At 63.6% G+C, this 26,031-nt stretch carries 16 protein-coding genes; 10 read left to right on the top strand and 6 right to left on the bottom strand.

Annotated elements, in window-relative coordinates:
* Positions 1-380 precede the first annotated feature (380 nt).
* On the top strand, positions 381-1,637 hold the full coding sequence (locus C2L66_RS38555; RefSeq protein WP_082670527.1) for an ABC transporter substrate-binding protein: 1,257 nt from the start codon (positions 381-383) through the stop codon (positions 1,635-1,637).
* Positions 1,634-4,576, top strand: a complete 2,943-nt coding sequence (locus tag C2L66_RS38560; protein WP_060609537.1) for a bifunctional diguanylate cyclase/phosphodiesterase — start codon at positions 1,634-1,636, stop codon at positions 4,574-4,576. Before C2L66_RS38555 ends, C2L66_RS38560 begins: the two co-directional genes overlap by 4 nt.
* A gap of 21 nt (positions 4,577-4,597) precedes the next feature.
* On the opposite strand, the gene C2L66_RS38565 is transcribed toward C2L66_RS38560, so the two are convergent.
* Positions 4,598-5,314 (bottom strand): DUF4410 domain-containing protein, encoded by a 717-nt coding sequence (locus C2L66_RS38565; protein ID WP_060610637.1) that lies wholly within the window; start codon positions 5,312-5,314, stop codon positions 4,598-4,600.
* Positions 5,315-5,585: 271 nt separating this feature from the next.
* On the opposite strand from C2L66_RS38565, the gene C2L66_RS38570 reads away from it, so the two are divergent.
* Together C2L66_RS38570 and C2L66_RS38575 are read left to right on the top strand one after the other, a co-directional pair.
* Entirely contained in the window at positions 5,586-6,047 is a 462-nt protein-coding gene (locus C2L66_RS38570) for a (2Fe-2S)-binding protein (RefSeq protein ID WP_054931347.1), read from the top strand.
* Between the two features lie 3 nt (positions 6,048-6,050).
* Entirely contained in the window at positions 6,051-8,243 is a 2,193-nt protein-coding gene (locus C2L66_RS38575) for a xanthine dehydrogenase family protein molybdopterin-binding subunit (protein ID WP_060609539.1), read from the top strand.
* Positions 8,244-8,334: 91 nt separating this feature from the next.
* Here the strand turns inward: C2L66_RS38575 and C2L66_RS38580 are convergent, their stop codons facing one another.
* On the bottom strand, positions 8,335-8,661 hold the full coding sequence (locus C2L66_RS38580) for a DUF4148 domain-containing protein (protein ID WP_054931349.1): 327 nt from the start codon (positions 8,659-8,661) through the stop codon (positions 8,335-8,337).
* A 338-nt stretch (positions 8,662-8,999) separates the two neighbouring features.
* On the opposite strand from C2L66_RS38580, the gene C2L66_RS38585 reads away from it, so the two are divergent.
* From C2L66_RS38585 to C2L66_RS38605, 5 genes are all read left to right on the top strand, one after another.
* Positions 9,000-12,206: an efflux RND transporter permease subunit gene (locus C2L66_RS38585; protein WP_054931350.1), complete on the top strand. Its 3,207-nt coding sequence runs from the start codon at positions 9,000-9,002 to the stop codon at positions 12,204-12,206.
* Between the two features lie 9 nt (positions 12,207-12,215).
* Complete coding sequence (locus tag C2L66_RS38590) at positions 12,216-13,457, top strand: efflux RND transporter periplasmic adaptor subunit (RefSeq protein WP_060609542.1); 1,242 nt, start codon at positions 12,216-12,218, stop codon at positions 13,455-13,457.
* 19 nt (positions 13,458-13,476) lie between these two features.
* Positions 13,477-14,937, top strand: a complete 1,461-nt coding sequence (locus C2L66_RS38595; protein ID WP_060609545.1) for an efflux transporter outer membrane subunit — start codon at positions 13,477-13,479, stop codon at positions 14,935-14,937.
* A gap of 115 nt (positions 14,938-15,052) precedes the next feature.
* On the top strand, positions 15,053-15,925 hold the full coding sequence (locus tag C2L66_RS38600) for an extracellular solute-binding protein (RefSeq protein WP_060609546.1): 873 nt from the start codon (positions 15,053-15,055) through the stop codon (positions 15,923-15,925).
* Positions 15,922-17,805, top strand: coding sequence for an ABC transporter ATP-binding protein/permease (locus tag C2L66_RS38605; RefSeq protein ID WP_060609549.1), 1,884 nt, complete (start codon positions 15,922-15,924; stop codon positions 17,803-17,805). The genes C2L66_RS38600 and C2L66_RS38605 overlap by 4 nt, the downstream gene beginning before the upstream one ends.
* Positions 17,806-17,824: 19 nt before the next feature.
* On the opposite strand, the gene C2L66_RS38610 is transcribed toward C2L66_RS38605, so the two are convergent.
* The 4 genes from C2L66_RS38610 to C2L66_RS38625 all read right to left on the bottom strand — a co-directional run bounded on the left by C2L66_RS38610 (position 17,825) and on the right by C2L66_RS38625 (position 23,710).
* Positions 17,825-18,802 carry a zinc-binding alcohol dehydrogenase family protein gene (locus C2L66_RS38610; RefSeq protein ID WP_082670571.1) on the bottom strand — a complete coding sequence of 326 codons (978 nt, stop codon included), beginning with the start codon at positions 18,800-18,802 and terminating at the stop codon, positions 17,825-17,827.
* Positions 18,803-19,040: 238 nt separating this feature from the next.
* Entirely contained in the window at positions 19,041-20,393 is a 1,353-nt protein-coding gene (locus C2L66_RS38615; protein WP_060609553.1) for a sigma-54-dependent transcriptional regulator, read from the bottom strand.
* Positions 20,390-22,312 carry a sensor histidine kinase gene (locus C2L66_RS38620; RefSeq protein ID WP_060609555.1) on the bottom strand — a complete coding sequence of 641 codons (1,923 nt, stop codon included), beginning with the start codon at positions 22,310-22,312 and terminating at the stop codon, positions 20,390-20,392. The genes C2L66_RS38615 and C2L66_RS38620 overlap by 4 nt, the downstream gene beginning before the upstream one ends.
* Before the next feature lie 51 nt (positions 22,313-22,363).
* A complete protein-coding gene (locus C2L66_RS38625) occupies positions 22,364-23,710 on the bottom strand; it encodes an MFS transporter (RefSeq protein WP_054931357.1) in 1,347 nt (448 codons plus the stop codon).
* A gap of 390 nt (positions 23,711-24,100) precedes the next feature.
* Here C2L66_RS38625 and C2L66_RS38630 point away from each other — a divergent pair, with 390 nt between their 5' ends.
* Complete coding sequence (locus tag C2L66_RS38630) at positions 24,101-24,943, top strand: MipA/OmpV family protein (RefSeq protein ID WP_054931358.1); 843 nt, start codon at positions 24,101-24,103, stop codon at positions 24,941-24,943.
* The last annotated feature ends 1,088 nt before the right edge of the window (positions 24,944-26,031 follow it).

A 26,031-nucleotide genomic window follows, 5' to 3' on the forward strand; every position in this document is an offset into this window, starting at 1 on the left:
TTTCCTAGCCGCCGTCAGGGCCCGATATGCGTGTCGCACTCGCCGCAAGCGTCTCTTTACAGGTTTCGACCGCAACGTCACGTCATGAAAACGGGCCCTTGATTCACGGCAATCGTTTGCCGTTCGCCGCCTCGTTCATTCCCTCGCTCAAACAGCCCTGCTCTTCGATCCGAAGGGCCGCTCGCGCTCGCGCTGGCGTTCGCTGCGAAGCGCACGCGCAAGCGTTCATGGCGACGCGGCCGGTTTTCTCGCGAAGCAGGTTGCGACGGCGTTGCCTCCGACAAGCGACCGCTCGCGACTAGGTGCCGCCGATCCACTCCGAAACTGAAAGCGATTCTCACGTGCGACGACTTGCGCTTGCCTCCCTGCTATCTGGCCTGGTGACTCTGATTTTTTTGTCGTTGTACGGTTGTCACCAGAAGGATTCTGCTTCGCCGGGCGCGTCCGCGCCGGCGAAGACGATCATTACCGCGCTGATCTGGGCGCCTGACTGGCCGGAACAGATGCTCCAGATCGCCGCCGAGTTCAGCAAGGAAAATCCGGACATCGGCGTGAACGTGCAGTTCATGGTCGGCAATTCGGTCGAGGCGAACATCAAGCCGCGAATCGCGTCGGGCAATCTGCCGGATCTCGTCAGTGTGAACCCGAATGCGTACTCGGCTGAACTGGCAGACCAGCACATCCTCGCCGACGTCAGCCAGACGGCAGCGTGGAGCAACATGATGGCCCCGTTGAAGGGCGACTGGACGAGCCGCCAGTCGAAAGCATTCGGCATTTCCGGCGGTGTCGCAACGGTGCTGATGTACTACAACGAAGAGATGTTCGCGAAGGCGGGAATCAGGACACTGCCGACCAACTTTCGCGAGTTCCTCGCGGTTTGCGAGCAGCTCAAGCGCGCGGGTTTCACGCCTGTCATGTGGAACGGCGGCTTTCCCAACATGCTGGGCAATGGTCCCTTCAGCTCCGGCTTCGCGAACAACGTGGTGGCGCGCGACCCCGCGTGGAAGAAGAAAATCGACGATGGCACGCTGAATCTGAACACGCCTGCCGTCGCCGATATCTTTGCCAAAATGGCGCTGCTGCCGGAACGCGGCTACGTGCAGGACGGATTCATGGCGACGGACTACGACGGCGGCATCCGCCTGTTCAAGGAAGGCAAGGTCGCGATGGCGATTCACGGCAGCTGGGCAGCCGGCCTGTTGCTGCACGGCAATCCCTTCCCGACAGGCGTCTTCATTCCGCCATGGAATGCGCCCGGCAAGCGGGTCGTGCCGATTGTCGGCAGCGAAACAGGCTTTGCCGTGTGCGAAACGCCGAACAAGGTTGCCGCCATGCGCTTTCTCGAGTTCATCGCCGCAAAGGGTTTCGCCATTGTCCAGGCGAAGCGCCAGAACATCTCGCCGTTCAAACAGAGCGCGGGCGCGATGGCGGGAGATCCGACGATAGTCGAGTACACGAACGAAGTCAGCCGCTATCCCGTCACCGCAAGTCCGTACTACTCGGTGCTTCCGTCCAACTCCATCGAGCGCTTGCACCGCTTGATGCAGGATGTCCTGCTGAACAGAATCACGCCCAGGCAGGCAGCCCAGCTGCTGGACGCGTCCGTCAAGAATGAAGCCAAGATGCATTACAAATGAGCACGATCATCGGGTCACTGCAGCGCGTGCTTGAATACCTGTCGCAGGATCTGCTGCGCCGTGTCGAAATACGTTACCGGCTGATCACCGCGTTTATCCTGCTATCGCTGTTGCCCGTGCTCATTTCGGGCTACATATCGTATGCGGAGTCGACGGCGGCCATCAAGGAGAAGGCCGAGATATTCTCGAAAGAGGTCGTCAAGCAGGTCTCGCGGAACGTCGTGCTGCGCATGGAGCAGATCGAAACGGAAAGCAGCCTCCTCGTGCTTTCCGATCAGGTTCAGTCCGCGCTGATGAAGGTCGCGAACGGCAACGCGAAGGAACAGAACGAGGCGCGCCTCGACATGACGCGTCTATTGCTCGATCACTACGGCTCCGTCGATTTCATCAACGAGAAGTATCTGCTCGACACGCACCACCGGGTGATGGACACGCAGGCATTCGCCCAGCTGACGCGCGGCGTGATGCGTTTCGTCAAGCAGGCACCCGATCGCAACGGACGCCCGTACTGGGGCAGTTACGACAACGGCGTCGGACAGCTGAACCTCGGGATGGTGCGCGCCGTTATCGGCAAGAGCAACAACCGGCGTCTCGGCTATCTGGTGCTGGTGATTCGCCCCGAGCATTTCTCGACGATCTTCAACGATGTCGCGTTAGGCACGGGAACGCAAATCTACGTGCTCGACAGCAGCAACAACAAGCTGATCGTGCGCGCCGACGACATGCCCGCCAGCGCGGACGCGACGGCCGAACCCGGCCTGATCGACGGAATCGCGCATAACACCGAGATGCTCGGCCAGCCGAACGGCTTCGTCAGTTTCGAAGGCAAGAATCACGCGGGCTATTTCGCGGCCTACACGCGCATTCCCGGCACGACATGGTTCGTCGTCAGCACGATTCCGGAGAAGAAGCTGACGGCCGAGGCGCAATCCGTGCGCAACCAGATCGTGCTGGTCGGCATTTCGGGCTTTCTGCTGTCGATCTTCTTCGCCTGGTTCATCTCGCACAGCATATCGTCGCCGCTGAAGGATCTCGTGCGGAAAATGCACGACACGGGCAGCGATGCGGGCGCCGAAGAGCAGGCGCTTGCCGAAGATCACGTCGATGCCGGCGGACAGGACGAACTGGGCCGGCTCGCGCAGCGCTTCGAACGAATGCGCGGGGCGATCCGGCAGAAGATCCAGAAGATCAACGAGATCAACGCGTCGCTGGAGCAGACCGTGGTCGCACGCACGGCGGAGCTGGTCAGCCGGGAGCTGGAGTCGCGCACGCTGATCGAGAATTCGCCAGACACGATCACGCGCTACGACCGCGATCTGCGCCGCACCTATGCGAACCCCGCTTTTTGCACGTCGGCGGGACGCACGCTTGACGAAGCGCTCGGCAAGCGGCCTTCGGAAATACCCGGCGGATCGAACGCGCTGATCTACGAGCGAAAGATCAGCGAAGCGATTTCGACGGGAAAAAGCGGGCAATTCGAGCTGCGCTGGGTCAGCAAGGACGGACAGCAACAGTGCTCGCACATTCGCCTCACGCCGGAGATCGATCCGTCGGGCAAGGTCAATTCGGTGCTCGCCGTGGGCCGCGACCTGTCGGACCGGATGGCGTTCGAAGCCGCCATCTGGAAGCAGGCCAACTTCGACACGCTGACGCAACTGCCGAACCGCCAGATGTTCCAGAACCGTCTGGAGCAGGAAGCGAAGATCGCGCAGCGCTCGGGGCACCGGATGGCCTTGATGCTGATCGATCTGGACCGGTTCAAGGAAGTCAACGATTCTCTGGGACACGATACGGGCGACACGCTGCTGATCGAAGCCGCGCGTCGAATCAGGTCGTGCGTGCGCGAAGCGGATACCGTCGCGCGTCTGGGCGGCGACGAGTTCACCGTGATCCTGCCGAATCTCGATCACGTCGGCAGCATCGAGCGGATCGCGCGGACCATCATCGACACACTGTCCGAACCGTTCACGCTCGGCCCGGACGAGGCGTTCATTTCGGCGAGCATCGGCGTCACGCTGTATCCGGACGACGCGAGCGAACTCGACGTCCTCTTCAAGAACGCCGATCAGGCGATGTACGCGGCCAAGAACGCGGGCCGCAACTGCCTCAGCTATTTCACGCAGGATTTGCAGATCGCAGCGGAGAGACGCCTGCGGCTGACCAGCGATCTGCGCGCCGCATTGCCGGGCGATCAGTTCCGGCTCTACTACCAGCCGATCGTCGATCTGACCACAGGCGACATCTACAAGGCCGAAGCGCTGGTCCGCTGGCTGCATCCCGAGCGCGGCATGATCAGCCCGCTGGACTTCATTCCATTGGCCGAAGACACGGGCCTCATCGTGCCGATCGGCGATTGGGTGTTCAGGCAGGCCGTGCAGCAGGCCAAGCATTGGCGCAACCGCTTCCATTCGCCGTTTCAGATCAGCGTCAACGTGTCGCCGGTGCAGATTCGCCAGGACAACCTGGTGTGCTCGCAATGGTCCGAGTATCTGCATCGCGAAGGCATGCCGGGACAGAGCGTTGCCGTCGAGATCACCGAAGGGCTGCTGATGCACGCCGACCTGAAAATCGACGAAAGGCTGATGACGTTCCGCAATGCAGGCATCCGCATTTCGATCGACGACTTCGGCACGGGTTATTCATCGCTGGCGTATCTGAAGCGCTTCGAGATCGACTTTCTGAAGATCGACCGGTCCTTCGTGCAGAACCTCGGCTTCGACGCGGACAATCAGGCGCTCTGCGAGGCGATGGTCGTGCTGGCGCACAAGCTCGGGCTGAAGGTCATTGCCGAAGGCGTGGAAACCGTCGAGCAGCGCGATTTCCTGATGACCGTCGGCTGCGATTTCGCGCAAGGCTTCCTGTACTCGCCGCCGGTTCCGCCCGATCAGTTCGAAGCGCTCGTCTGGCCGCGCGTCGAAGTCAGCCCGGCAAGCAGCTGAGGCGCGCCGCCGGGGCGCGCCTCATTGCTGCGGCGCGGCTGCGGCGCGCGGCTTCATGCGCGCCTGCACGGCATCCGCTACCTGCCCGGCAACCTGTTTGATATCGGCCTGCTGGTCGTGGCCCGCCATCACGTAGCGTGCGGCCGCTGCATACGGATTGAGCTTGACGATCGCGCCGGGAACGTGCCCGTCCGCCTGCCCTTCGACTGTTTGATAGAGCGGCGCGGGCGATTCATTGGGCAAGGGATCGATGGCGACCGCCAGTTCGATCTTGCCCTGTCCCGCGCCGAAGCCCACGACGGCGCGCCGCACGCGATTGCCTTCGTCCACGCTCACGAATACGCCGCGCACCAGCCAACCCTGCGCGGGAAGCGGCGCGTCGCCGGGAAGACGGCGTGCGTCGATGCCGTCGCGCTGCAAATCGGCGACGAGCGTTTCCGACATCTTCGCGACCAGTTCCTGCGCTTTCTTCTGCGGGTCCTGCTCCGACAGATGCAGCGGCGACAGGCTGCCCGCGAGGCGTCGCGCGCGGCTCAGGCGGCTCTGGTCGGGTGTGATGTCGGCGGCATCGAGTTCGAAGTCCGACACGTAGACGACGGGCGCCGGGGCGCCCGGCGCGCCGCCTTGCTGCGCGAGCGCGACGGACGCGAACGCGAACACGAACGCAAACGCAAACGCAGACGCGAACACGCCAGGCCAGAACGCTGCAGCCGGGCATTTCCACCATCGATTGTTCATCGCTGTCTCCTGATCGCGGCCGTCGTGCGGAAACTGTTTGCGCCAGAGACGAATATACGCCGCCCGCCTCCGGGCGGCCGACACGGGCGCTTCGACGACCCGGCGATGCCCACAGGATTAGGCAAGACTTCCGGAGTTTTCGAACAGCAGAAACGGCCGCTTTGAGCCACACTCCGACACGTTCGCATTACTTCGTCATCGCTGCGCATGCCGCAAGCGCGAACGCGGGCAACCGTGTAAAACCAGAACCCGAACCTACTCGGAGTCATCGATGTCCACCACTTTGATTCTCAACGGCAAGTCCACGACGCTGGATGCCGATCCCAACATGCCGCTGCTCTGGGCCATCCGCGAGGTCGCCGGTCTGCATGGAACGAAGTTCGGCTGCGGCATGGCGCAATGCGGCGCGTGCACCGTTCATCTCGAAGGCCAGCCCATCCGCTCCTGCATCACGCCCCTCGCGGCTGTCGAAGGCCGTCACATCACGACGATCGAAGGCTTGCAGGGCAAGCCGGCCAAGGCCGTGCAGGCCGCCTGGGTAAAGCTGCAAGTGCCGCAGTGCGGCTACTGTCAGTCCGGGCAGATCATGTCGGCCGCCGCGCTGCTCGCGCAAAACGCCAAGCCGTCCGACGCCGATATCGACGCGGCGATGAGCGGCAACATCTGCCGCTGTGCGACCTACACGCGCATTCGCGCGGCGATTCACGACGCCGCCGATTCGATGGGAGCGTAATCGATGACGACCGATATCGTTGACGTTCAGCGCCCGTCGCGGCGCACCTTCCTGAAAGGCGCGGGGACGGCGGCGGCCCTCGCGCTCACCATCGGCTTCGAATGGGCGGGCACGTCGCGGCGCGCCATCGCCGCCCAGCCGCCTGGCGCCGCCTTCGCGCCGAACGCGTTCCTGCGCGTCGGCGCCGACGACAGCGTGACCGTAATCGCGAAGCATGTCGAAATGGGCCAGGGCGCGTACACGGGCATCGCGACGATCGTCGCGGAAGAGCTCGACGCGGACTGGTCGCGCGTGCGCGTCGAAAGCGCACCCGCCGATGCGAAGCGCTACGCGAATCTCGCGTTCGGCACGATCCAGGGCACGGGCGGCAGCTCGGCGATGGCCAACTCGTGGACGCAGTTGCGCGAAGCGGGCGCGACCGCGCGCGTGATGCTGGTCACGGCGGCCGCGCAGCAGTGGAAAGTGCCCGCATCGGAACTACGCACGGAGCGCGGCGTCGTTTATCACGACGCGAGCGGCAAGCATGCGACGTACGGTTCGCTGTCATCGGCGGCTGCCGCATTGCCCGTGCCGGAAAACGTGGCGCTGAAGGACCCGAAGAACTTCAGGCTGATCGGCAGCCAGGCACCGCGTGTCGACGTGCCGCCCAAAACCGACGGCACCGCTCAGTTCACGCTCGACGTGACGCTGCCCGGCATGCTCGTCGCCGTGATGCAGCGTCCGCCGCTGTTCGGCGCGACGGTGCGCTCGTTCGACGCATCGGCGGCGAAGGCCGTGCCGGGCGTCGTCAACGTAGTGCAGGTGCCGCGCGGCGTCGCTGTCGTGGCAAAGAGCTTCTGGGCCGCGAAGCAGGGCCGCGACGCGCTGAAAGTGGAATGGGACGAGACGCACGCGGAAAAGCGCAGCTCGGCGGACATCATGGCCGAGTACCGCAAGGCCGCCGAGCAGCCCGGCCTGCCCGCGCGCACCGAAGGCGATGCGTCGAAGGCGATCCAGGGCGCGGCGCGCAAGCTGTCCGCGAGCTACGAGTTTCCGTACCTCGCACATGCGCCGATGGAGCCGCTCGACGCCGTCATCAAGCTGACGGCCAACAGTTGCGAAATCTGGGCGGGCGATCAGTTCCAGACCATCGATCAGGCCAATGCCGCGCGCGTCGCGGGCCTGCAGCCGCAGCAGGTCAGCATCCACACGCTGTATGCGGGCGGCAGCTTCGGCCGGCGCGCGAATCCCGGCTCGGACTATATCGTCGAAGCCGTGTCGATCGCGAAGGCGCTCGGCGCGAACGGCACGCCCGTCAAGCTGCAATGGACGCGCGAGGACGACATCCACGGCGGCCTCTACCGCCCGATGTATTTCCACAAGCTCGAAGCGGGACTGACGCGCGACGGCAAGCTGGTCGGCTGGCAGCATCGGATCGTCGGGCAGTCGATCGTCGCGGGCACGCCGTTCGCCGGGCTGATCAAGAACGGGATCGACGGGACCTCGGTGGAAGGCGCCGCGAACATTGCGTACGCCATCCCGAACATCTCGGTCCAACTGTCGACGATGCAGACGGGCGTGCCCGTGCTGTGGTGGCGGGTGGTCGGCAGCTCGCACACGGCGTTCGCGGTCGAAGCGTTCATCGACGAAGCGGCGCACGCGGCGGGCAAAGACCCTTACACGTTCCGGCGCGATCTGCTCGAACACGAGCCGCGCATGCGGGCCGTGCTCGACCTCGCGGCGCAGAAAGCGGGCTGGAGCAGCGCGCCGCTGCCGCCCGGCAAGGGACGCGGCATTGCCGTCGCGGAAGCGTTCAAGACCTTGGTCGCGCAGGTCGCCGAGGTGTCCGTGGATAAAGACGGCAAGGTCAAGGTCGACCGTGTGGTGTGTGCGGTCGACTGCGGCACGGCGATCAACCCGGACGTGATCGCGGCGCAGATCGAAGGCGGTATCGGCTTCGGGCTGGGCGCAGCGCTGTATGGCGCGATCACGTTGAAGGACGGCCGCGTCGAGCAGAATAATTTCGACGGCTACCGCGTGCTGCGCATCGACGCGATGCCGAAGGTCGAAGTTCACATCGTCGCATCGACGCAGGCGCCGACGGGTATCGGCGAACCGGGTGTCGCGCCCGTGGGCCCCGCTGTCGCGAACGCCATTTTCGCGGCGACGGGCAAACGGGTCTATGCGATGCCGTTCTCGACGGAAAACCTTGCTTGAAGCAAACGATCGCGAGCCGCCTCCGGCAGGCGGCTACGCGATGCGTTGACCGTCGCGGCAGGCAGCGGGCAATGCGCCCGCTGCCTCCACTTCAATTTCCGAAAAATACCGGCTGCGGATTCCCGTCCGTTGTCGCCGCTCTAGGCGAGCCCATCTGCATCGTGCCGCTCGGCGCGACGCCGCCCACGGCCGTGTGTTCCATCGGCTGATCGCCTGTCGAGGCTTTCGCTTCGGCTGCCTGGATGTCGGCGGGATAAGTGGCGTCGTCGGCCACCGGGCGGTAGCCCGCCTGTTCGACGCGTTGCAGGTCTTCACGCACCTGGGCACGCGTGACCTGGCCCTGGTCGGCCTGAGCGAAGGAAAGTGCCGGCGCAGCTAGCGCACACGCAACGACTACGGCCTGAATCAGTGCTTTCATGATGGTTCACCTGCAAGAGAGTCCTCGACCAGCGCCACATCCTCGCGGGTATGGCCCCAATGCCCTTTGCCCGTTGCGGAATGCGCAAAGGCGGGTTGCAAAGGGTTAATGCCATTGTGTGCACGCGCCGCTGACCTAACCCTGTCTCTCAGATGACAAATCGGTCATTTACGAAATCGCGATGCTTCGCCGCCATTTATCCTCTGCGTTAGATGTCGGATTCGTAATGTCACAGTCACTGATCAGTAAGTGCCCCGCCGCCACACTGCGACCTTGTGCATTGCCCGCGCGTGATCCGCGTGCGGGCGTACCGACAGATCATCGTCCAAGGAAACGTCATGTGGATCGTCAAACTGGCCCTGCGGCGGCCTTACACATTTATCGTGCTGGCTGTACTGCTCTTCATCATCGGGCCGCTCGCGATCCTGCGCACGCCGACGGATATCTTTCCGAACATCAATATTCCTGTCGTCAGCATCGTCTGGTCGTATAACGGCTTTTCCGCCGAAGACATGGCGCACCGGATCACCTCGAACTACGAGCGTGCCCTCACGACCGACGTCGACGATATCGAACATATCGAATCGCAATCTTTGAACGGTGTGTCGGTGGTGAAGGTGTTCTTTCATCCGGGCGCCGACATCAACCGCGCGATCGCCGAGGCCGCGTCGAATTCCGCGTCGATTCTGCGCGTGCTGCCGCCAGGCACACTGCCGCCGAACATCATCTCGTACAACGCATCGACGGTGCCGGTGCTGCAACTGGGCCTGTCGAGCAACACGCTGCCTGAACAGACGCTCTACGATCTCGGCAACAGCTTCATCCGCACACAGCTCGCGACCATTCAAGGCGCGGCCGTGCCGCTGCCATACGGCGGCAAGATCCGCCAGATCATGGTCCAGCTCGATCCGAAAGCGCTGCAGGCCAAGGGCCTCGCGCCCATCGACGTGGTCAACGCCGTCAACGCGCAAAACCTGATTCTGCCCGGCGGCACCGCGAAGATCGGCGCGCGCGAATACAACGTCGAGATGAACGGCAGCACCAACTCGGTCGCCGCGCTCAACGATCTGCCCATCAAGACGGTCAACGGCAGCGTGGTCTATGTGCGCGACGTCGCGCATGTGATCGACGGCTACGCGCCGCAGACCAACATCGTGCGCAGCGACGGCAAGCGCGCGGCGCTCCTGCAAATCGAAAAGACGGGCAGCGCATCGACGCTCACCATCATCCAGCAGGTGAAGGCGATGTTGCCGAAGATCGCCGCCGGCTTGCCGAGCGCGCTGAAGATCACGCCGCTTTCCGATCAGTCGGTGTTCGTGAAGTCCGCGATTTCGGGCGTGGTGCGCGAAGCGCTGATCGCCGCATGTCTGACGGCCGCGATGATCCTGCTGTTTCTCGGCAGCTGGCGCGCGACGCTGATCATCGCAGTGTCGATTCCGCTCGCCGTGCTCACCTCGCTCGTTGCGCTGGCCGCCCTCGGGCAGACCATCAACATCATGACGCTGGGCGGCCTTGCGCTCGCCGTCGGCATACTCGTCGACGACGCGACCGTGGCGATCGAAAACATCACGCATCACCTCGAAAACGGCGAGCCGCTGCACGACGCTATCCTGAACGGCTCGGGCGAGATTGCCGTGCCGACTTTCGTCTCGACGCTGTCGATTTGCATCGTGTTCGTGCCGATGTTTCTGCTTTCGGGCGTCGCGCGCTATCTGTTCGTGCCGCTGGCGGAAGCCGTCGTGTTCGCGATGTGCGCGTCGTACTTCTTCTCGCGCACGCTGATTCCGACGCTCGCGATGTATCTGATGCGCGCGCCTTCGAAGAACGGTCACGCAGCGAAAGGCCCGTTCGCGATCTTTGCGCGCTTTCAGGCCCGTTTCGAGCAGCGCTTCGAAGCACTGCGCCACGGCTATCACAACGTGCTGCAAGGCGCGATCGCGAATCGCCGCCGTTTCATACCGGTGTATCTCGCGCTGTGCTTCGGGTCGCTCGCGCTGATTCCGTTCGCGGGACGCGACTTCTTCCCCGCCGTCGATACGGGCGAAATCCGCCTGCATCTGCGCGCGCCAACGGGAACGCGTATCGAGCAGACCGCACGTATCACCGATGAAGTCGAAGCAAAAATTCGCAGCGTGATTCCGAAGACCGAACAGGCAGCCGTGCTCGACAACATCGGCGTGCCCGTGAGCGGCATCAATCTGACGTACGACTCGTCGGACCCGGTCGGTCCCGAAGACGCCGACATCATGATCACGCTGAAGCCCGATCACAAGCCGACTGCACAATACGTCGCGCAGTTGCGCAACGTGCTCGCACAATCGTTTCCGGGCGTGACGTTCGCGTTCCTGCCCGCCGATATCGTCAGCCAGATTCTCAACTTCGGCCTGCCCGCGCCTATCGACGTGCAGATCGTCGGCAACAAGCTCGATCAGAACCGCGTCGTCGCCGACAAGCTGCTCGCGCAGATGCGCGGCGTGCGCGGTCTCGTCGATGCACGCATCCAGCAACCCGGCGACGAGCCGACCATCGACGTCAATGTCGATCGCACCAAGGCGATGCAGGCGGGCCTCACGCAGAAAGATGTCGCGCAGAACATGCTGATCGCGCTGTCGGGCAGTTCGCAGACCACGCCGAATTTCTGGCTCGATCCGAAGAACGGCGTCAGCTATCCGTTGCTGGCGGAAGTGCCGCAGTACGACATTCACTCGCTGCAAACGCTGGCCAACATTCCGTTGACGACGAACCAGGTGAGCGTCAACCCGCAGAATCAGCTCGGCACGCTCGGCACGATGTCGCGCACCATGCAGCAGGCCGTCGTGTCGCACTACAACGTGCAGCCCGTGCTCGACATTTTCGCGTCGACGCAGGGGCGCGATCTCGGCGGCGTCGCAACCGACGTGACGAAACTCGTCGACGCCGCGCGTGCGCAGTTGCCGCCCGGCTCGTCGATCGTGATTCGCGGACAGGTGCAGTCGATGAACGAGTCGTTCGCGGGTCTCGGCGCCGGTCTCGTATTCGCGATCGCGCTCGTCTATCTGCTGATGGTCGTGAACTTCCAGTCGTGGCTCGATCCGCTGATCATCATCAGCGGCTTGCCGGGGTCGCTGGCGGGCATCGCGTGGATGCTGTTCGCCACACATACCACGCTCAGCGTCCCCGCGTTGACGGGCACGATTCTGTGCATCGGCATTGCCACGGCCAACAGCATTCTCGTCATCAACACCGCGCGCGAATCGCTCGCCAACGGCATGGCGCCGCTGGCCGCCGCGCTCGATGCAGGCTTCAACCGCTTCCGCCCCGTGCTGATGACGGCCCTCGCGATGCTGATCGGCATGCTGCCGATGGCACTCGGACTCGGTGACGGCGGCGAGCAGAACGCCCCGCTCGGCCGCGCGGTGATCGGCGGTCTCGCGATCGGCACGGTGTCGACGCTGTTGTTCGTGCCCGTCGTGTTCGGCATGGTGCATGCGTGGCTCGCGAAGCGCCGCGCCCAGCGTGCCGCCGATTCAGCCGGTTCCGCCGAAGTGACCACACACGCCCAGTAAGGACTTTTCATGACCACGCCCAATCTGCCGACCGGTCACGAGCCATCGGCCCGCACCGACCTCGCGCTGTCCAACGGCGCGCCTTTGCCCCACAAGCGCCGCTTCGTGCTGCCTGTCGCGCTCGCAGCCATCGCTGCCGCGCTGCTCGCGATCGGCATCGTGCCGCGGCTTCATGCCAGCAGCGAGCTGACAAAGCAGGTCGATGCGCAGCGCTATCTGAGCGTCGACGCGTTGACGCCGACGCGCGCGCCTGCATCGCAGGAACTGCTGTTGCCGGGCAACGTGATGCCGTACGCCGACGCATCGATCTACGCGCGCACGAGCGGCTACATCCAGCACTGGTATGCGGATATCGGCACGAAGGTCCAGGCGGGCCAGACACTCGCCGATATCCAGACGCCGGAACTCGACGCGCAGTTGCGTCAGGCGCGCGCCGACGAGGCAAACGCGAAGGCCAACTACAGCTTCGCGGACAGCACCGCGCAGCGCTGGCAAACGATGCTGCAAACGCAGTCGGTGTCGCAACAGGACGCCAACGCGAAGACGAGCGACAGCGCGGCGAAGCTCGCCGCATGGCAAGCGGCGCAAGCGAACGTGGCGCGGCTCTCCGAACTGGTGTCGTATGAAAAAGTGACGGCGCCGTTCAACGGCGTGATTACCGCGCGCAAGGTCGACGTCGGCGCGCTGGTGACGGCGGGCGGCTCGCCCGGCATCGCGGCCAACGGCGGCGAGCTGTTTCATATCGAACAGACCGACCGCTTGCGCGTGTATGTCGACGTGCCGCAGAACGACGCGCAGAGCATCGCGCCCGGCACGAAGGTCTATCTGACGACGCAGCAATATCCCGGGCGTCAGTTCGACGCGAGCGTCGCACGCAGCGCCGATTCGATCGACCCCGTGAGCCGCACGCTGCGCGTCGAAGTCGATGTCGATAACCGCGACGGCGCGTTGCTGCCGGGCGCGTATGCGCAGGTTCATCTCGCGCTGGTCGCGGCGCATCCCGCACTCGAAGTGCCCGTCAGCGCCCTGCTGTTCCGGCCCGACGGCGTGACCGTCGCCGTGATCGGCAAGGACGACAAGGTGCAACTGAGGACGGTGACCATCGGTCGCGATTTCGGCACGTATGTCGAGGTTGCAACGGGGCTCGATTCGACCGACCGCGTGATCAACAATCCCGGCGACGCGATCAGCAACGGCGAAACGGTGCGCATCGCGCCAGCGGCGTCGGCGACGTCGGCGAAGCGCGGTTAAGCACGATAAGAGGCTCATCATGTTCAAATTCCGTGCGTCGCTGGTTCGCAAGTCGGTCGTCATCGCCGTCGCAAGCGCGTTGACGGCGTGTTCGACGCTGCCGCACTATTCGCCGCCGCAAACGGCTGTGCCCGATCATTTCGCGAGCGTGCCGCAGGCGTCGGCGGGATGGACGCTCGCCGCACCCGCCGACGCGCAGTCGCGCGGCCCATGGTGGACGCTCTATGGCGACGACGAGCTAAACCATCTCGAAGCGCAGGTCGACGTGTCGAACCAGACCGTGCGCAAAGCCGTCGCGCAACTGGAAGCGGCGCGCGCGATGGTCGACTATCAGCGCGCCGGTTATGCGCCCGTCGTGACGGCGGGCGCATCGGCGCAGCGCTATCGCACGTCACAGAACGTGCAGCATAAATCGCTGGCGGGCAAGACGCAGCCCGACTTTTCCGTCGGACTCGCGGCGAGCTGGGAACCGGATCTGTTCGGCCGCGTGAAGGACGCCACCGTCAATGCGCGCGACAACGCGCAGGCCAGCGAAGCGGATCTGCAATCGGTGCGCCTTGCCGTCGCCGCCGATCTCGCCACCGACTATTTAGATCTGCGCTCGCTCGACCGGCAAAAGAAGCTGCTCGACGATACCGTCACCGCCTACGCGGCCGCGCTGCGCATCCTGCAACAGCAGTTGAACGACGGCGCAATCGATGCATCGGCCGTCGCGCAGGCGCAAACGCAGCTTGAAAGCACGCGCACCCAGGACAGCGATATCGACGTGCAGCGCACGCAGCTTCAGCATGCCATCGCGACGCTGATCGGCCAGCCCGCTTCGTCGTTCTCGCTGCCGCCGAGGGTCGAGACCATCGCGCTGCCGCAGATTCCGGCAGGCGTGCCTTCGCAGTTGCTGGAACGCCGCCCCGACATCGCCGCCGCCGAGCGCCGCGTGGCCGCGGCGAATGCGCAGATCGGCGAAGCGCATGCGGCCTTTTATCCGAATCTGACCTTGTCGGCGACGGCGGGACTCGAAAGCACGTTCTTCGCGCCGTGGCTCACCGCGCCGAGTCTGTTCTGGTCGCTCGGCTCGCAGATCGCGGGCACGCTGTTCGACGGCGGACGGCGCACGGCCGCACTGAAAGGCGCGAACGCGCAGTATGACGGCGCTGTCGCCGATTACCGCCAAACGGTGCTGGTCGCATTCCAGCAGGTCGAAGACAACCTGTCGTCGCTCGATACGCTCGCGAACGAAGCCGACAGCCAGCAGCGCGCCACGACAGCGGCGGACCTCTCGCTGAAGCTGACGACCAACCGCTTTCAGGCAGGCGCGGTCAATTACCTCGATGTCGTCACGGCGCAGACCATCGCGTTGTCCAACGAGCGCACGGCCGAGCAGATCGACGCGCGGCGTATCGACGCGAGCGTTCAGTTGCTGAAAGCGCTTGGCGGCGGCTGGGACCGTGCCTCGTTGACGGATGCGCGCGCAACGGATTGACAGCCGCTTGCGCACACGTGCCGTGCAAATGCGCTGTCGCGTGTTGTCCCCAACTGCAGCGTGGATGACGGTCGTCGTAATATATGACCGTTCATAACGCAGCGGGGAAATCGTGATGCGCAAGCTGTTGTTGCCGGGAATCGTTTTGACGGGTCTTCTTTTCGCGGGCGGCGCTTGCGCCGATGAAGGCAAGGTCGAGGTGCTGTACGCGGGTTCGCTGGTGAATCTGATGGAACGCAGCGTCGGTCCCGCTTTCGAAAAGGAAACCGGTCTGCATTTTCAGGGCTATGCGGCAGGCTCGAACCTGATCGCCAATCAGATCAAGGGCAAGCTGCGACGCGGCGACGTGTTCATCAGCGCGAGCCCGACGGTCAACAACGGCCTGATGGGGGCGGAGAACGGCGATCATCTGTCGTGGTACGTGAATTTTGCCGAGTCGCCGCTGATGATCGGCTACAACCCGCAAAGCCGCTTCGCCGCCGACTTCAGGAAAAAGCGCTGGGATGCAGTGTTGCAGGAGCCGGGTATCCGCATCGGGCGCACCGATCCCAGGCTCGATCCGAAGGGCGCTTTCACGGTTCAGATGATGACGAAGGCGGCTGTGCTCTATCAACAGCCGGACCTCGTCCAGAAGACGCTCGGCGATCCGGAGAACCCGGCGCAGGTGTTGCCCGAAGAGACGCTGGTTGGGCGGCTGCAATCGGGTCAGCTCGACGCAGGGTTCTTCTATTCGACGGAAACCTCCGATCTCAAGATTCCCGCGCTGCGCCCCGCGCCCGAGTTGCAGGCGAAGGCCAGCTACACGCTGACTATCCTCAATGACGCGCCGAATCAGGCGGGCGCCGCGCGCTTCGTCGACTTTCTGCTGAGCGCGTCGGGCCGTGCGTTGCTGAAGCAGCATGGCGTCGATATCGTCAAGCCGGTCGTAACGGGCAACGCGCGGGCCGTGCCGTCGTCCGTGCAAGCCGTGCTCGACGCCGCGCAATGACACGCAAGACCGCGCGGCCGCTGCTGTGGCTCGCCTGCCTGCTCGCCGTCTATCTGTGCGCGCCGTTCATCGCGAGCATTCCGCAGTTGGGCCACGCGGACTGGACGGGCGTCGACTGGCGCGGCACGTGGTCGGCTGTCGCCGTCTCGGCGGGCAGCGCGAGCATCGCGGCGCTCGTGATCCTGATCGGCGGGGTGCCGCTCGGCTACTGGCTGTCGCGCTCGACGTCGCGCGGTATGGCGTTGCTCGGCTTTGTCGTGCAGTTGCCGCTCGCGCTGCCGCCGCTCACGAGCGGCATTTTGCTGCTGTTTCTGCTCGGGCCGTATAGCTGGCTCGGCCGGCTGACGAACGGCGCCCTCACCGATTCGTTCGCGGGCATCGTGCTCGCCGAGACGTTCGTGGCCGCGCCCTTTCTGATCGTCGCGGCGCGCTCGGCGTTCGCCGCGATCGATCCCGTCTACGAAGACGTCGCGGCGACGCTGGGACACCGCGCGGGGAGCCGATTCTTCCGCGTCATGCTGCCCCTCGCCTGGCCGTCGATCCGCGCCGGTCTGGTGCTCGCGTGGCTGCGCGCGTTCGGCGAATTCGGCGCGACGGTGATGGTTGCCTATCATCCGTATTCGCTGCCTGTGTACACATACGTCGTGTTCGGGGGCCAGGGCTTGCCCGCGATGATGCCGTTGTTGCTGCCGACGCTCGTCATCGCCGTGTTGTGCGCGGCCCTTTCCGTGGCGTGGCGCGACGGTCGTTCGAGCCTGTTCGAGATTGCCGAAAACGGCGATGCGCCGGACCAGGCCGCGCAGGATGACGCGCGCCCTGCTCTGCCGAATCCGCGTCTTGCGTTCGCGCTCAAGCGCCATCTCGGCGCGTTCGATCTCGACATCGAATGGACGCCTTCGACGCGGCGGCTTGCGATCATCGGCCCCTCGGGTTCGGGTAAATCGCTCGCGTTGAAGCTGATCGCGGGACTCGAAGGCAATCAAGCGGGATTCGTGCGCCTTGGCGAAACGCAACTGGATGCTCTGCCGCCCGAGCAGCGCCACGTCGGTTATGTGCCGCAGGACTATGGGCTGTTTCCGCACATGACGCTGGCGCGGCAGCTGTCGTTTCCCGTCGATTCGGACGCCGCGAGTGCGCGTTACTGGGCCGGGCACCTTGGGCTGTCGGCGCTGATGGAGCGCTTGCCGCGCCAGTTGTCGTTCGGTCAGCGGCAGCGCGTCGCGCTGGCGCGCGCGCTTTCGCGGCACAGCCAGCTTCTGTTGTTCGATGAGCCGTTCTCCGCGCTCGACACGCCACGCCGTCGCCGGCTGCAACAGGCACTGCGTGCGTTGCAGCGCGAAATTTCGGCCGTCACCGTGCTCGTCACACACGATCCCGACGAAGCCGCGCTGCTGGCGGATGAAGTGCTCGTCATCGAACGCGGGCGCGTGCTGCAGGCAGGCGCAGTCGATCACGTATTCCGCCGGCCCGCGTCATTGCAGGTCGCGGCGCTGCTTGGCTTGCATAACGTCGGCGAAGGCGCGATACGCGTGCCGGGTTCGATCGAAACCGCGTCGGGGCTGGCCATCGGCACGGCGGACCGCGCCATTCCTGCCGGCCAGCGGGTGATGTGGCGTGTCGCGCCGTCTTCGATTGCGATCGCGGTAGACGGCGCGTACGCCGGGACCATCGATTCCGTCGAGCTACGGCACGGCGATCTGTTCGCGGTCGCGGATATCGGCGGCATGCGCTTCGATATCGCTTGCGACGGCGAACAGGCGCACGTTCCGCAGCGCGGACCCGCGCGCTTTGCCATCGATCCGCGCGGCGTCAGCGTGTGGACGAGCGGCACGGGTGCCGCGCCGGCGGAAAGCGTCTTGCCGGTTGCTTCGCGGCCTTAGCCCGTGCAAGGCGCTCACGTCAGGTCAACACGACGATCTTGCCATTCGCTTCGTTTCGCTCCATACAGCGATGCGCCTCGACAATCTCATGCAGACGGAACACCTTGCCGATATTGATGCGCAACTGGCCTCGCTCGATCATGCGAATCAGGCGTGCAAAAGGCGTAGTGACGAATTCCTGTGAACCGCCGCCGTAGACGGTCAGCTTCACCGTGCTCGGAATGGCTGCCAGCGGATCGAAATCGTCGAACGTCCAGGCATTGCCGACGATGCCCGTCATGCAGACGGTTCCGTTCGGTCGCACGCAACGCAGCGAGTCCTTCAGGGTCGTCGCCCCGACGAGGTCGATTGCCTTGTCGACGCCCCCGCCAGGCAGCGCCCTGACTTCGTCGGCGATGCTTCCGGAATCGATCACGACTTCGTCGGCGCCGTTTTCCAGCAGAAACGCGACTTTGGACACGTTGCGCGTGGTCGAGATCACGTACGCGCCCGCATGCTTCGCCAGCGCGGCGGCTGCAAGGCCAATGGACGTCGTCCCGCCACGGATCAGCAAGCGGTCTCCGTGTTGCAGCGCGAGCGCTCTCGACAGCGATCCCCAAGCCGTTTGCAGCATCTCGGGCAACGCGCCGAGTGTTTCCCACGGCAGGTTCGCGTCGAACTTCTTGATCTGGCTTGCCGGCACGCACGTGTATTCCGCGTACCCGCCGTCGAACTGACGCCCCATGCCGCCCATCGCCGTGGCCACGACATCGTCCTGTTGAAATTCGCCGCCGGGCGCTGCTTCGACGACACCCACCGCTTCGATTCCCAGAATGCGTGGAAAGCTCACGTCCGGTGAAAGCCCACGGCGCGTGAAAAGTTCGGAACGGTTCAGCCCGAATGCCTTGACGCGTATGAGAACCTCGCCGACCTGAGGCACGGGGACCCGGCGTTCTTCGAGTCTCAACACTTCCGGTCCGCCCGGTGCCCGGATCACTGCCGCCGTCATCGTCGCCATCGCTGTCTCCCTTGTGTCGTTCTCCGGATGCCGGTTCGACGCGGCACGGCGTGCACGCCGCGCGCGATGACACATTCGCGGTTATCCGGGGATTCCTTTCGTTGTGGCGATACTCGACTGATCAACGCGCGGCTTCCATGATGTAGATCATGAAGGCACGCTGTTTTGATGGCGATGCACGTTCGGCGCGAGCAGCGAACGTGCTATATGCCCGCTTTCCGAATGACGATGTCGCACCTCACGGATGTGACGTCTGGCGGAACGCGTTAGGGTCGATGCCATGGCGGGTAATCTTGTCGTATAGCGTTTTGCGCGGCAGGCCCAGCTGTTCGGCAGCCCTGATCACCTGTCCACCTGCGCTGCGCAGTGCTTCCTCGATATAGCCGCGCTCCGCGCGCACCATCCGCGACGCAAGCGAATCGGCGCCTGCAGGCGGTTGCGGCAAGCCATCATCGAGGCCGAGCGTAAAACGCTCCGCCACGTTCTTCAGTTCGCGGACATTGCCCGGCCAGTCGTGCAGTTGCCAGCGCATCATGTCTTCCGACGTCCATGCGGGTTCTGCCTTGCCGTAGCGTGCGCATGCCGCCCGCACGAAGTGGGCGAACAGTTCGGGGATATCGTCGGCGCGTTGGCGCAATGGCGGCAGTTCGATCGACACGACGTTGAGCCGGTAGTACAGGTCTGCGCGAAAATGGCCCTGATCGGAGAGCTGTTTGAGGTCCTGCTTGACGGCCGCGATCACGCGCACATCGATCGCCACGGACGTGTTGCTGCCCAGCCTTTCAATACAGCGCTCCTGAAGCGCGCGCAACAGTTTGGCCTGCAACGCGAGCGGCATCGTTTCGAGTTCGTCGAGGAAAAGCGTCCCGCCATTCGCATATTCGAACTTGCCGATTCTTCGTTGCTGCGCGCCTGTGAACGCGCCCGGCTCGTGACCGAAGATCTCGCTTTCGAACACCGCTTCCGGCAACGCCGCGCAGTTCAGCGCCACGAACGGACCGCTGCGGCGGCTCGCCGTGTGCAGCGTTCGTGCCAGCACTTCCTTGCCCGTGCCCGTCTCGCCGACGATCAACACATCGGCGCCCGTCGGTCCGATTGCATCGATCAGACCGTGGATACGCTGCATCGGCGCAGACCTGCCGAGCAAGGTCCGTTCGCTGCTCAGTTGCGCGCGCAAACTGCGATTCTCGACGACGAGCTTGCGATGCTCCAGCGCCCGGCGCACGGTATCGAGGAGGCGCTCCGAGTGAAACGGCTTTTCGATGAAATCATAGGCACCTGAGCGCATCGCGCCGACCGCCATCGCGACGTCGCCGTGACCGGTTGTCAGGATGACGGGAACGTCGGCGCCGTCGGGACGCGCCTTGATGCTGTCCAGCAATGCAAGTCCGTCGATGCCCGGCAAGCGGACGTCGCTTACGATCACCGCTGGCGGCGCCTGCCTGAGCGCGGCAAGCGCGCTTTCGGCGTCGGCGAATTCACGCACGGCGATGCCTTCCAGCGACAACGCCTGCGTGCAGCCGAGCCGCACGACAGGATCGTCTTCGACCACGTAGACCAGCATGCTGGCGAAGTTATCGGGCGAGTTCATAGCCTGGTTGTGACCTTTTCCGTGACGCGCTGCAATTCGACGACGAAGACCGCGCCGCTCGAGCCTGAATCCGTATCGCGGCTGTTTTTTGCTTCCAGGCGACCGCCGAACTCGTCGACGATGGCCTGCGAGATGACGAGACCCAGCCCCAATCCTTTGCCCGACGGCTTGGTCGTATAGAACGGCTCGAACAGCCGCGACATCGTATGCGGTGCGATGCCGGGACCGCTGTCGGCAATACTGATACGCACGCGCGTATCGACGACCTCGGTGGTGACGAGCACTTCGCGCTTCGCTGCGGCGGCCGCGCTTGCGTCGATTGCGTTGGTCAGCAAGTTCACGAAGACCTGCTCGATCCGTATCGGACTGGCAAGCACGACGACGTCACCCGGCACCGACGCCACGCGCACCGACACGCCGGCAGCCTTGCGATGCGATTCGATCAGCGCGAGAGCCTGTTGTAACGATTCGGCGATCGCGACAGGCTCCCTGCTGGTCGCGTCGTTTCTGGCAAACGCTTTGACATGCGAAATGATCTTGCCCATCCGCGCGGCCAGTTCGTTGATGAGCGTCAGGTTTTTCTTCAGATCCTCCGGACGGTCGAGTTCGGTCATGCGGATCGCGTTGCTGGCCAGTGTCATCACGGCCGCGAGCGGCTGATTCAACTCGTGAGTAATGCCCGCCGCCATCTGGCCAAGCGCCGCGAGCTTGCCGGCCTGAATCGCCGTGTCGCGCGTATCGCGCAGAATGCGGCGCGCGTCGTCGAGTGCGTCGACCTTTTCTTCGAGCGCGGTGTTGGCGCGCGTCAATTCGGCGGTGCGTTCCGCAATCCGTTGTTCGAGATCTCGCTGCGCCTGTTGCAATGCTGCCCGCGCGCGCTGCCGCTCCTCATTCCGGCTGTTGCGCAGGCGCGCGGCCCAAATCAGCGCAAACACGAGAGCCGTTGCCGCGCCGGCGCTGATGGCGGCGAACATCGCGCTGCGCTCGTCGTCGGCGTCGTCGATCAGGATCGCGACCTTCCATCCGAGCGGCCCAACGGGGCGGTAATGCACGTGAAACCACTTTGAGCCTTGCCCCGGTGGCGCGACGAATAGCTTGCCGGGACCGGGCGCTTGTTCGGACTGGCTTGGCGCGGCATCGGCGCGCCCGGCTGTTGCAGACCGCACGGAAAGCGCGGCGAGCGCGGCATCGCCGTATTGCTGCGTCTGCTGGAACGCGCGCCGCGTCGCGTCCGAGAGCGGCGCCAGCGCCCGGTAACGCCATGCCGGCACGGACGAGAGAAACGCGACATTGTCCCGATCGACGAACAGCACGATGTCGCCGCTCTTCGCCAATGCGCTCTCGTAGCCATCCAGCGCCGCCTTGATCGCAACGACGCCCACCACCCGTCGCGCCGCGCCCGAGCCTTCGCTGACAGGCACGGCCAGAAAATATCCCGCCTTCTTCGTCGTGTTGCCCACTCCGTAGAAACGTCCCGTGCCACGTTTCATCGCATCGATGAAATAGGGGCGAAATGCATAGTCGAAGCCCACGAAGCTACCCTCTTCGTCCCAATTGCTCGCAGCCAGGGTTTTGCCGCTCATGTCCATCACGTACGCAGCCGACAGGTCGGCATTCGTCTGGACTGCTTTCAGATAGGCGTTCGCCGCCTGCTGCAGCGCGGGATCGCCGGGCTTCGCGAGCAGCCGCGCAAGCACGGGATCGAGCGCGGCAACGCGCGGCAGCGACTCATAGCGGGCCAGTTGCGACTCGAGCGTCAATGCGTAGAGAGACGCGCGTTGCGCGACTTCGGCTGCGTGAGCGCGCGCGTAGTAATGCAGCGCGGCGACGTACGCGAGTCCCGCGGTCGCGATGCAACACGCGAGCACCGCGAGCGCCGTTGCCGCATGCCGTATCCGTCTCACAGGATGCGTTCTCACGATGCCGTGTCCTCGTGAAGACGGACACCATTGGCGATCTTCAGCGGGACGTCAGTCCTTGATGAGCGAGTGCTTGCCGGTGTCGCGCATGCAGAGGTACACCACCAGCGAGCAAAAAATCGCAGCCGTGACATACCAGTAGAAGAGCGGTTCATGTCCTGCCTGTTTGAGCCATAGCGCCAGATATTCAGCGGTGCCGCCAAAGACGGATACGGTCAAAGCATAAGGAAGTCCAACGCCCAACGCACGGATTTCCGCCGGGAACAGTTCCGCCTTGACGACGGCGTTGATCGACGTGTAGCCCGAGACGATCACCAACGCGGCCATGATCAGGAAGAAGGCGACCCACGCATCATGCGTCTGGCTGATGGCCGTCATGATCGGCACGGTGAACAGGGTGCCAAGTACACCGAAAGCGATTAGAACAGGCCGGCGGCCAATGCGGTCGGATATCGATCCGACGATCGGCTGCAAAATCGCGAACAGGAAAAGCGACGCTGCGGACACCAGCGTCGCGTCGTGCTTGCTCATGCCGACCGTGTTCACGAGGAATTTCTGCATGTAGATCGAGTACGTATAGAACGCGATCGTGCCGCCCATCGTCAGTCCGACGACGGTCAATACCGCGCGCGGGTGCTTGCGCAGTTCCGCAAGCGAGCCGCGCCGGTCCTTCTTGTGTTTCGCCTTCTCGAATTCGCCTGTTTCCTCCATCGTCGAGCGTAGGCGCATGGCGGCAAGCGCGGCAGCCGCGCCGATGAAAAACGGAATGCGCCAGCCCCAGCTTTCGAGTTGCTGCGTCGTCAGAAGGAACTGTTGCAGGATCACGAGCAGCCCGAGCGCGAGCAGCTGCCCGGCGATCAGCGTCACATACTGGAAGCTCGAATAGAAGCCGCGATCTTTCGCGGTGGCGACCTCGCTCAGATAAGTCGCGGATGTGCCGTACTCACCGCCCACGCTCAAGCCCTGCAGCAGGCGCGCGAGGACCAGCAGCGCGGGCGCGGCCACGCCGATCACCTCATAGCTCGGACACAGCGCAATGATGAGCGAACCGAAACACATCAGCACCACGGAAACCAGCAGCGCCGAACGGCGCCCGTGGCGATCCGCGTAGATCCCCATCAGCCAGCCGCCTATCGGCCGCGCAAGAAAGCCGACTGCAAACACAGCCGCCGTGTTCAGCAACTGTGCCGTCTGGTTCCCGGCAGGAAAGAACGACCGCGCGAAGTACAAGGCAAACGCGGAGTACACATACCAGTCGTACCACTCGATCAGGTTGCCGGCGGAGCCGGAGAAGATCGACTTGAGGCGTCGAAGGCGGTCGCTGGATGCGGCGGGTGCGTTTGAGTGGGATTGCGGCTGACGGGCGGGCGCGGCTGCTTCCGTGTAGCTCGGGTCCATAGTGTCTCCTTGGGTTTTATCGGATGCCGCACGACGCGGCGCGCCCGTATTCGCAACTCCGATGCCAGGTTGGACATGTCACGCGCTCCTGCTAACCCTTTGTTTTTATTTGATTTCGTGGGAGCGCGAACTTTCTTGCGCCGTGGACTGTGCGGATTGCCGGAATCCGGCCGTTTCGCTGTGCGGCCAGCCGCTCAGATGGTCATAGCGATTGATACGGACGCGAGCGCGTTCAAACGCCTTGCATGGATACACACGCGAACCTGCCATTGATTGAGGGTCAGGTATGGCGTTTGCTGCTCCCGCCGGGTTTCCTCACATCAACTGAACACGTTACGTGTGGCCGCAACGGACCGCGTCCGCGACCCATAACCCAAGACGTCCGTCGACATGACAAAGCTACCGGTCTACGCCAGCCTCGCCTATCTCATTTGCAGCGCGCCAGCCGCCTTGGCGCAAACGCCGTCGCCCCTTGGCGAATGGCAATATTCCGCGGGCATCCCGCTCGAAAAGCTGTTCAAGCCGGACAACCGGCCTGATTGGGAGGTGCGGATCGGCATCGGTTCAACCTTCGAGCCGCGCTATGACGGGTCCGACCGCTATCACACGCTGGTCGGGCCAAGCACCGACATCCGCTACAAAGACCTCGCTTTTCTTTCGACAGGTGAAGGGCTGGGCGTCAATGTGCTGCAGGGCCCGAACTGGCGCGTGAGCGTCGCAGCCGTCTACGATCTGGGCCGGCGCGCGCACGACGATCCTTCACGTCTAGATGGCATGGGCAATATCAATCCGGCGCCCGAGGTGAAGCTGGCCGGGGAATACGTGATCTCGAAGGAATTTCCGCTGGTGTTTCGTGGGGCGGTGACGCGTAGCTTCGGCGGGTCCAACGGGTGGGTTGCGGACCTCGGCGCGTATATGCCGTTGCCGGGCAGTTCCGAGAGTTTCTTCTGGTTCGCCGGACCGTCGGTGACCTTCGCTGACTCGAAGTATATGAATAGCTGGTTCGGCGTGAATGCGACGCAGGCGGCGAATTCACGCTACTCGCAATACGATGCCAGCGCAGGGCTGAAATCCGCTGGGTTCGGCGTCACGATGATCTGGTTCGTCAACAAGCATTGGTTCGTAACGGCGGATGGCGCGCTCAAACGGATGCTGGGCAGCGCGGCCAACAGCCCTATCACGCAGACAAAGACGAACGGCGTCTGCGACGTGTCGATCAACTATCAGTTTTAGCGGGCTTCTGCCCTAGGGTTCGCGCTTCGAGGGGATGTCGTAGCGCGGACAGCAGATGGTTCGGGGGACTGCCTGCAGCGGCTTTCTTCCCGTTGAATTACCTGGTGATCCTGATGGTTCATCGAACGGCGCCGTGCACGCGACGGTCGCCGAGCGGGTCGAAATAAGTCTTTCTGGCTTTTTCGACCAGAGAATCTGATCGCCTCTTCGTTGATAAACACGTACGGCACGCCACTATTTACCGTAAATAATAGGTTAATCGGCGTAATGTCCCCGCTTGGGGTGAGCGTGGCCGCGATGCGCGCGCGTCTATGATGATTCGGCGCGAATGTCCCCATCTAGGGTGACTACTACGAGAGATCTTTTAGCAGCGGGGCGTCGGCAGGGGCACACAAGGCTGACAGGGGCGCTCAGAAGCCTTTTTGCGGCGCTGTCGAAGCAAAAATGGCGTCAATGTCCCCATTCCGGGTGGCGTACGTCGTCGTCCTGATCCACGTCCCCTATTGTCCCCAACTGGGGCGCAAGAACCTGACTGACGACGAACTGGCTGGCACTTATTTACGATAAATACGTGGGCCGTAAAGTCCGAAGTTTGCGAGGCTGAGAAAATTGCGTTTTGCAGTCAGAGAGTTAGCTCTGGTTTTTGTTAACGCTTCGAGCTTCCTTAGATCTCCCGGTGCGTCGAATGTTTGGGTTGTATTCGAATTTCTCGATGGAAAACAGCAACCAAATCCGCTGAAATTGTCCCCGGATGGGGTGTATTGAGGTTTGTATACCGTTTGGTTAACAACGTTTACTTCGTTTACACACCTAGGACCCTTATCCAGTAAGGCTTTCCAGACGTAAACGTCCCCGTTTGGGGCGTTAACCGACCCTGGTTGGGGTGCTATTTCCACCTATACGTCCCCGTCTGGGGCGTTTCACGACCCCAAATGCGGCGGAATCGTCCCCGTTTGTGGTGAATCGATCGAAAGAGGTGTGGACAAGTCTCGTCGCGCAACGCAAATTGGGACGTTTCAACTTTGCCGTCGAACAGATGTCCCGTGGGGTGATTGCGCAGTGGGGTCATTTAGCGCACAATCCCGGGC

The sequence above is a fragment of the Paraburkholderia caribensis genome (assembly GCF_002902945.1).
Classification (GTDB): domain Bacteria; phylum Pseudomonadota; class Gammaproteobacteria; order Burkholderiales; family Burkholderiaceae; genus Paraburkholderia; species Paraburkholderia caribensis.

Bases quoted from the DNA above. Each gene is read 5' to 3' on its own strand.
- C2L66_RS38560 (WP_060609537.1), top strand. From the start codon at position 1,634: ATGAGCACGATCATCGGGTCACTGCAGCGCGTGCTTGAATACCTGTCG.
- C2L66_RS38565 (WP_060610637.1), bottom strand. From the start codon at position 5,314: ATGAACAATCGATGGTGGAAATGCCCGGCTGCAGCGTTCTGGCCTGGC.
- C2L66_RS38570 (WP_054931347.1), top strand. From the start codon at position 5,586: ATGTCCACCACTTTGATTCTCAACGGCAAGTCCACGACGCTGGATGCC.
- C2L66_RS38575 (WP_060609539.1), top strand. From the start codon at position 6,051: ATGACGACCGATATCGTTGACGTTCAGCGCCCGTCGCGGCGCACCTTC.
- C2L66_RS38580 (WP_054931349.1), bottom strand. From the start codon at position 8,661: ATGAAAGCACTGATTCAGGCCGTAGTCGTTGCGTGTGCGCTAGCTGCG.
- C2L66_RS38585 (WP_054931350.1), top strand. From the start codon at position 9,000: ATGTGGATCGTCAAACTGGCCCTGCGGCGGCCTTACACATTTATCGTG.
- C2L66_RS38590 (WP_060609542.1), top strand. From the start codon at position 12,216: ATGACCACGCCCAATCTGCCGACCGGTCACGAGCCATCGGCCCGCACC.
- C2L66_RS38595 (WP_060609545.1), top strand. From the start codon at position 13,477: ATGTTCAAATTCCGTGCGTCGCTGGTTCGCAAGTCGGTCGTCATCGCC.
- C2L66_RS38600 (WP_060609546.1), top strand. From the start codon at position 15,053: ATGCGCAAGCTGTTGTTGCCGGGAATCGTTTTGACGGGTCTTCTTTTC.
- C2L66_RS38605 (WP_060609549.1), top strand. From the start codon at position 15,922: ATGACACGCAAGACCGCGCGGCCGCTGCTGTGGCTCGCCTGCCTGCTC.
- C2L66_RS38610 (WP_082670571.1), bottom strand. From the start codon at position 18,802: ATGGCGACGATGACGGCGGCAGTGATCCGGGCACCGGGCGGACCGGAA.
- C2L66_RS38615 (WP_060609553.1), bottom strand. From the start codon at position 20,393: ATGAACTCGCCCGATAACTTCGCCAGCATGCTGGTCTACGTGGTCGAA.
- C2L66_RS38625 (WP_054931357.1), bottom strand. From the start codon at position 23,710: ATGGACCCGAGCTACACGGAAGCAGCCGCGCCCGCCCGTCAGCCGCAA.
- C2L66_RS38630 (WP_054931358.1), top strand. From the start codon at position 24,101: ATGACAAAGCTACCGGTCTACGCCAGCCTCGCCTATCTCATTTGCAGC.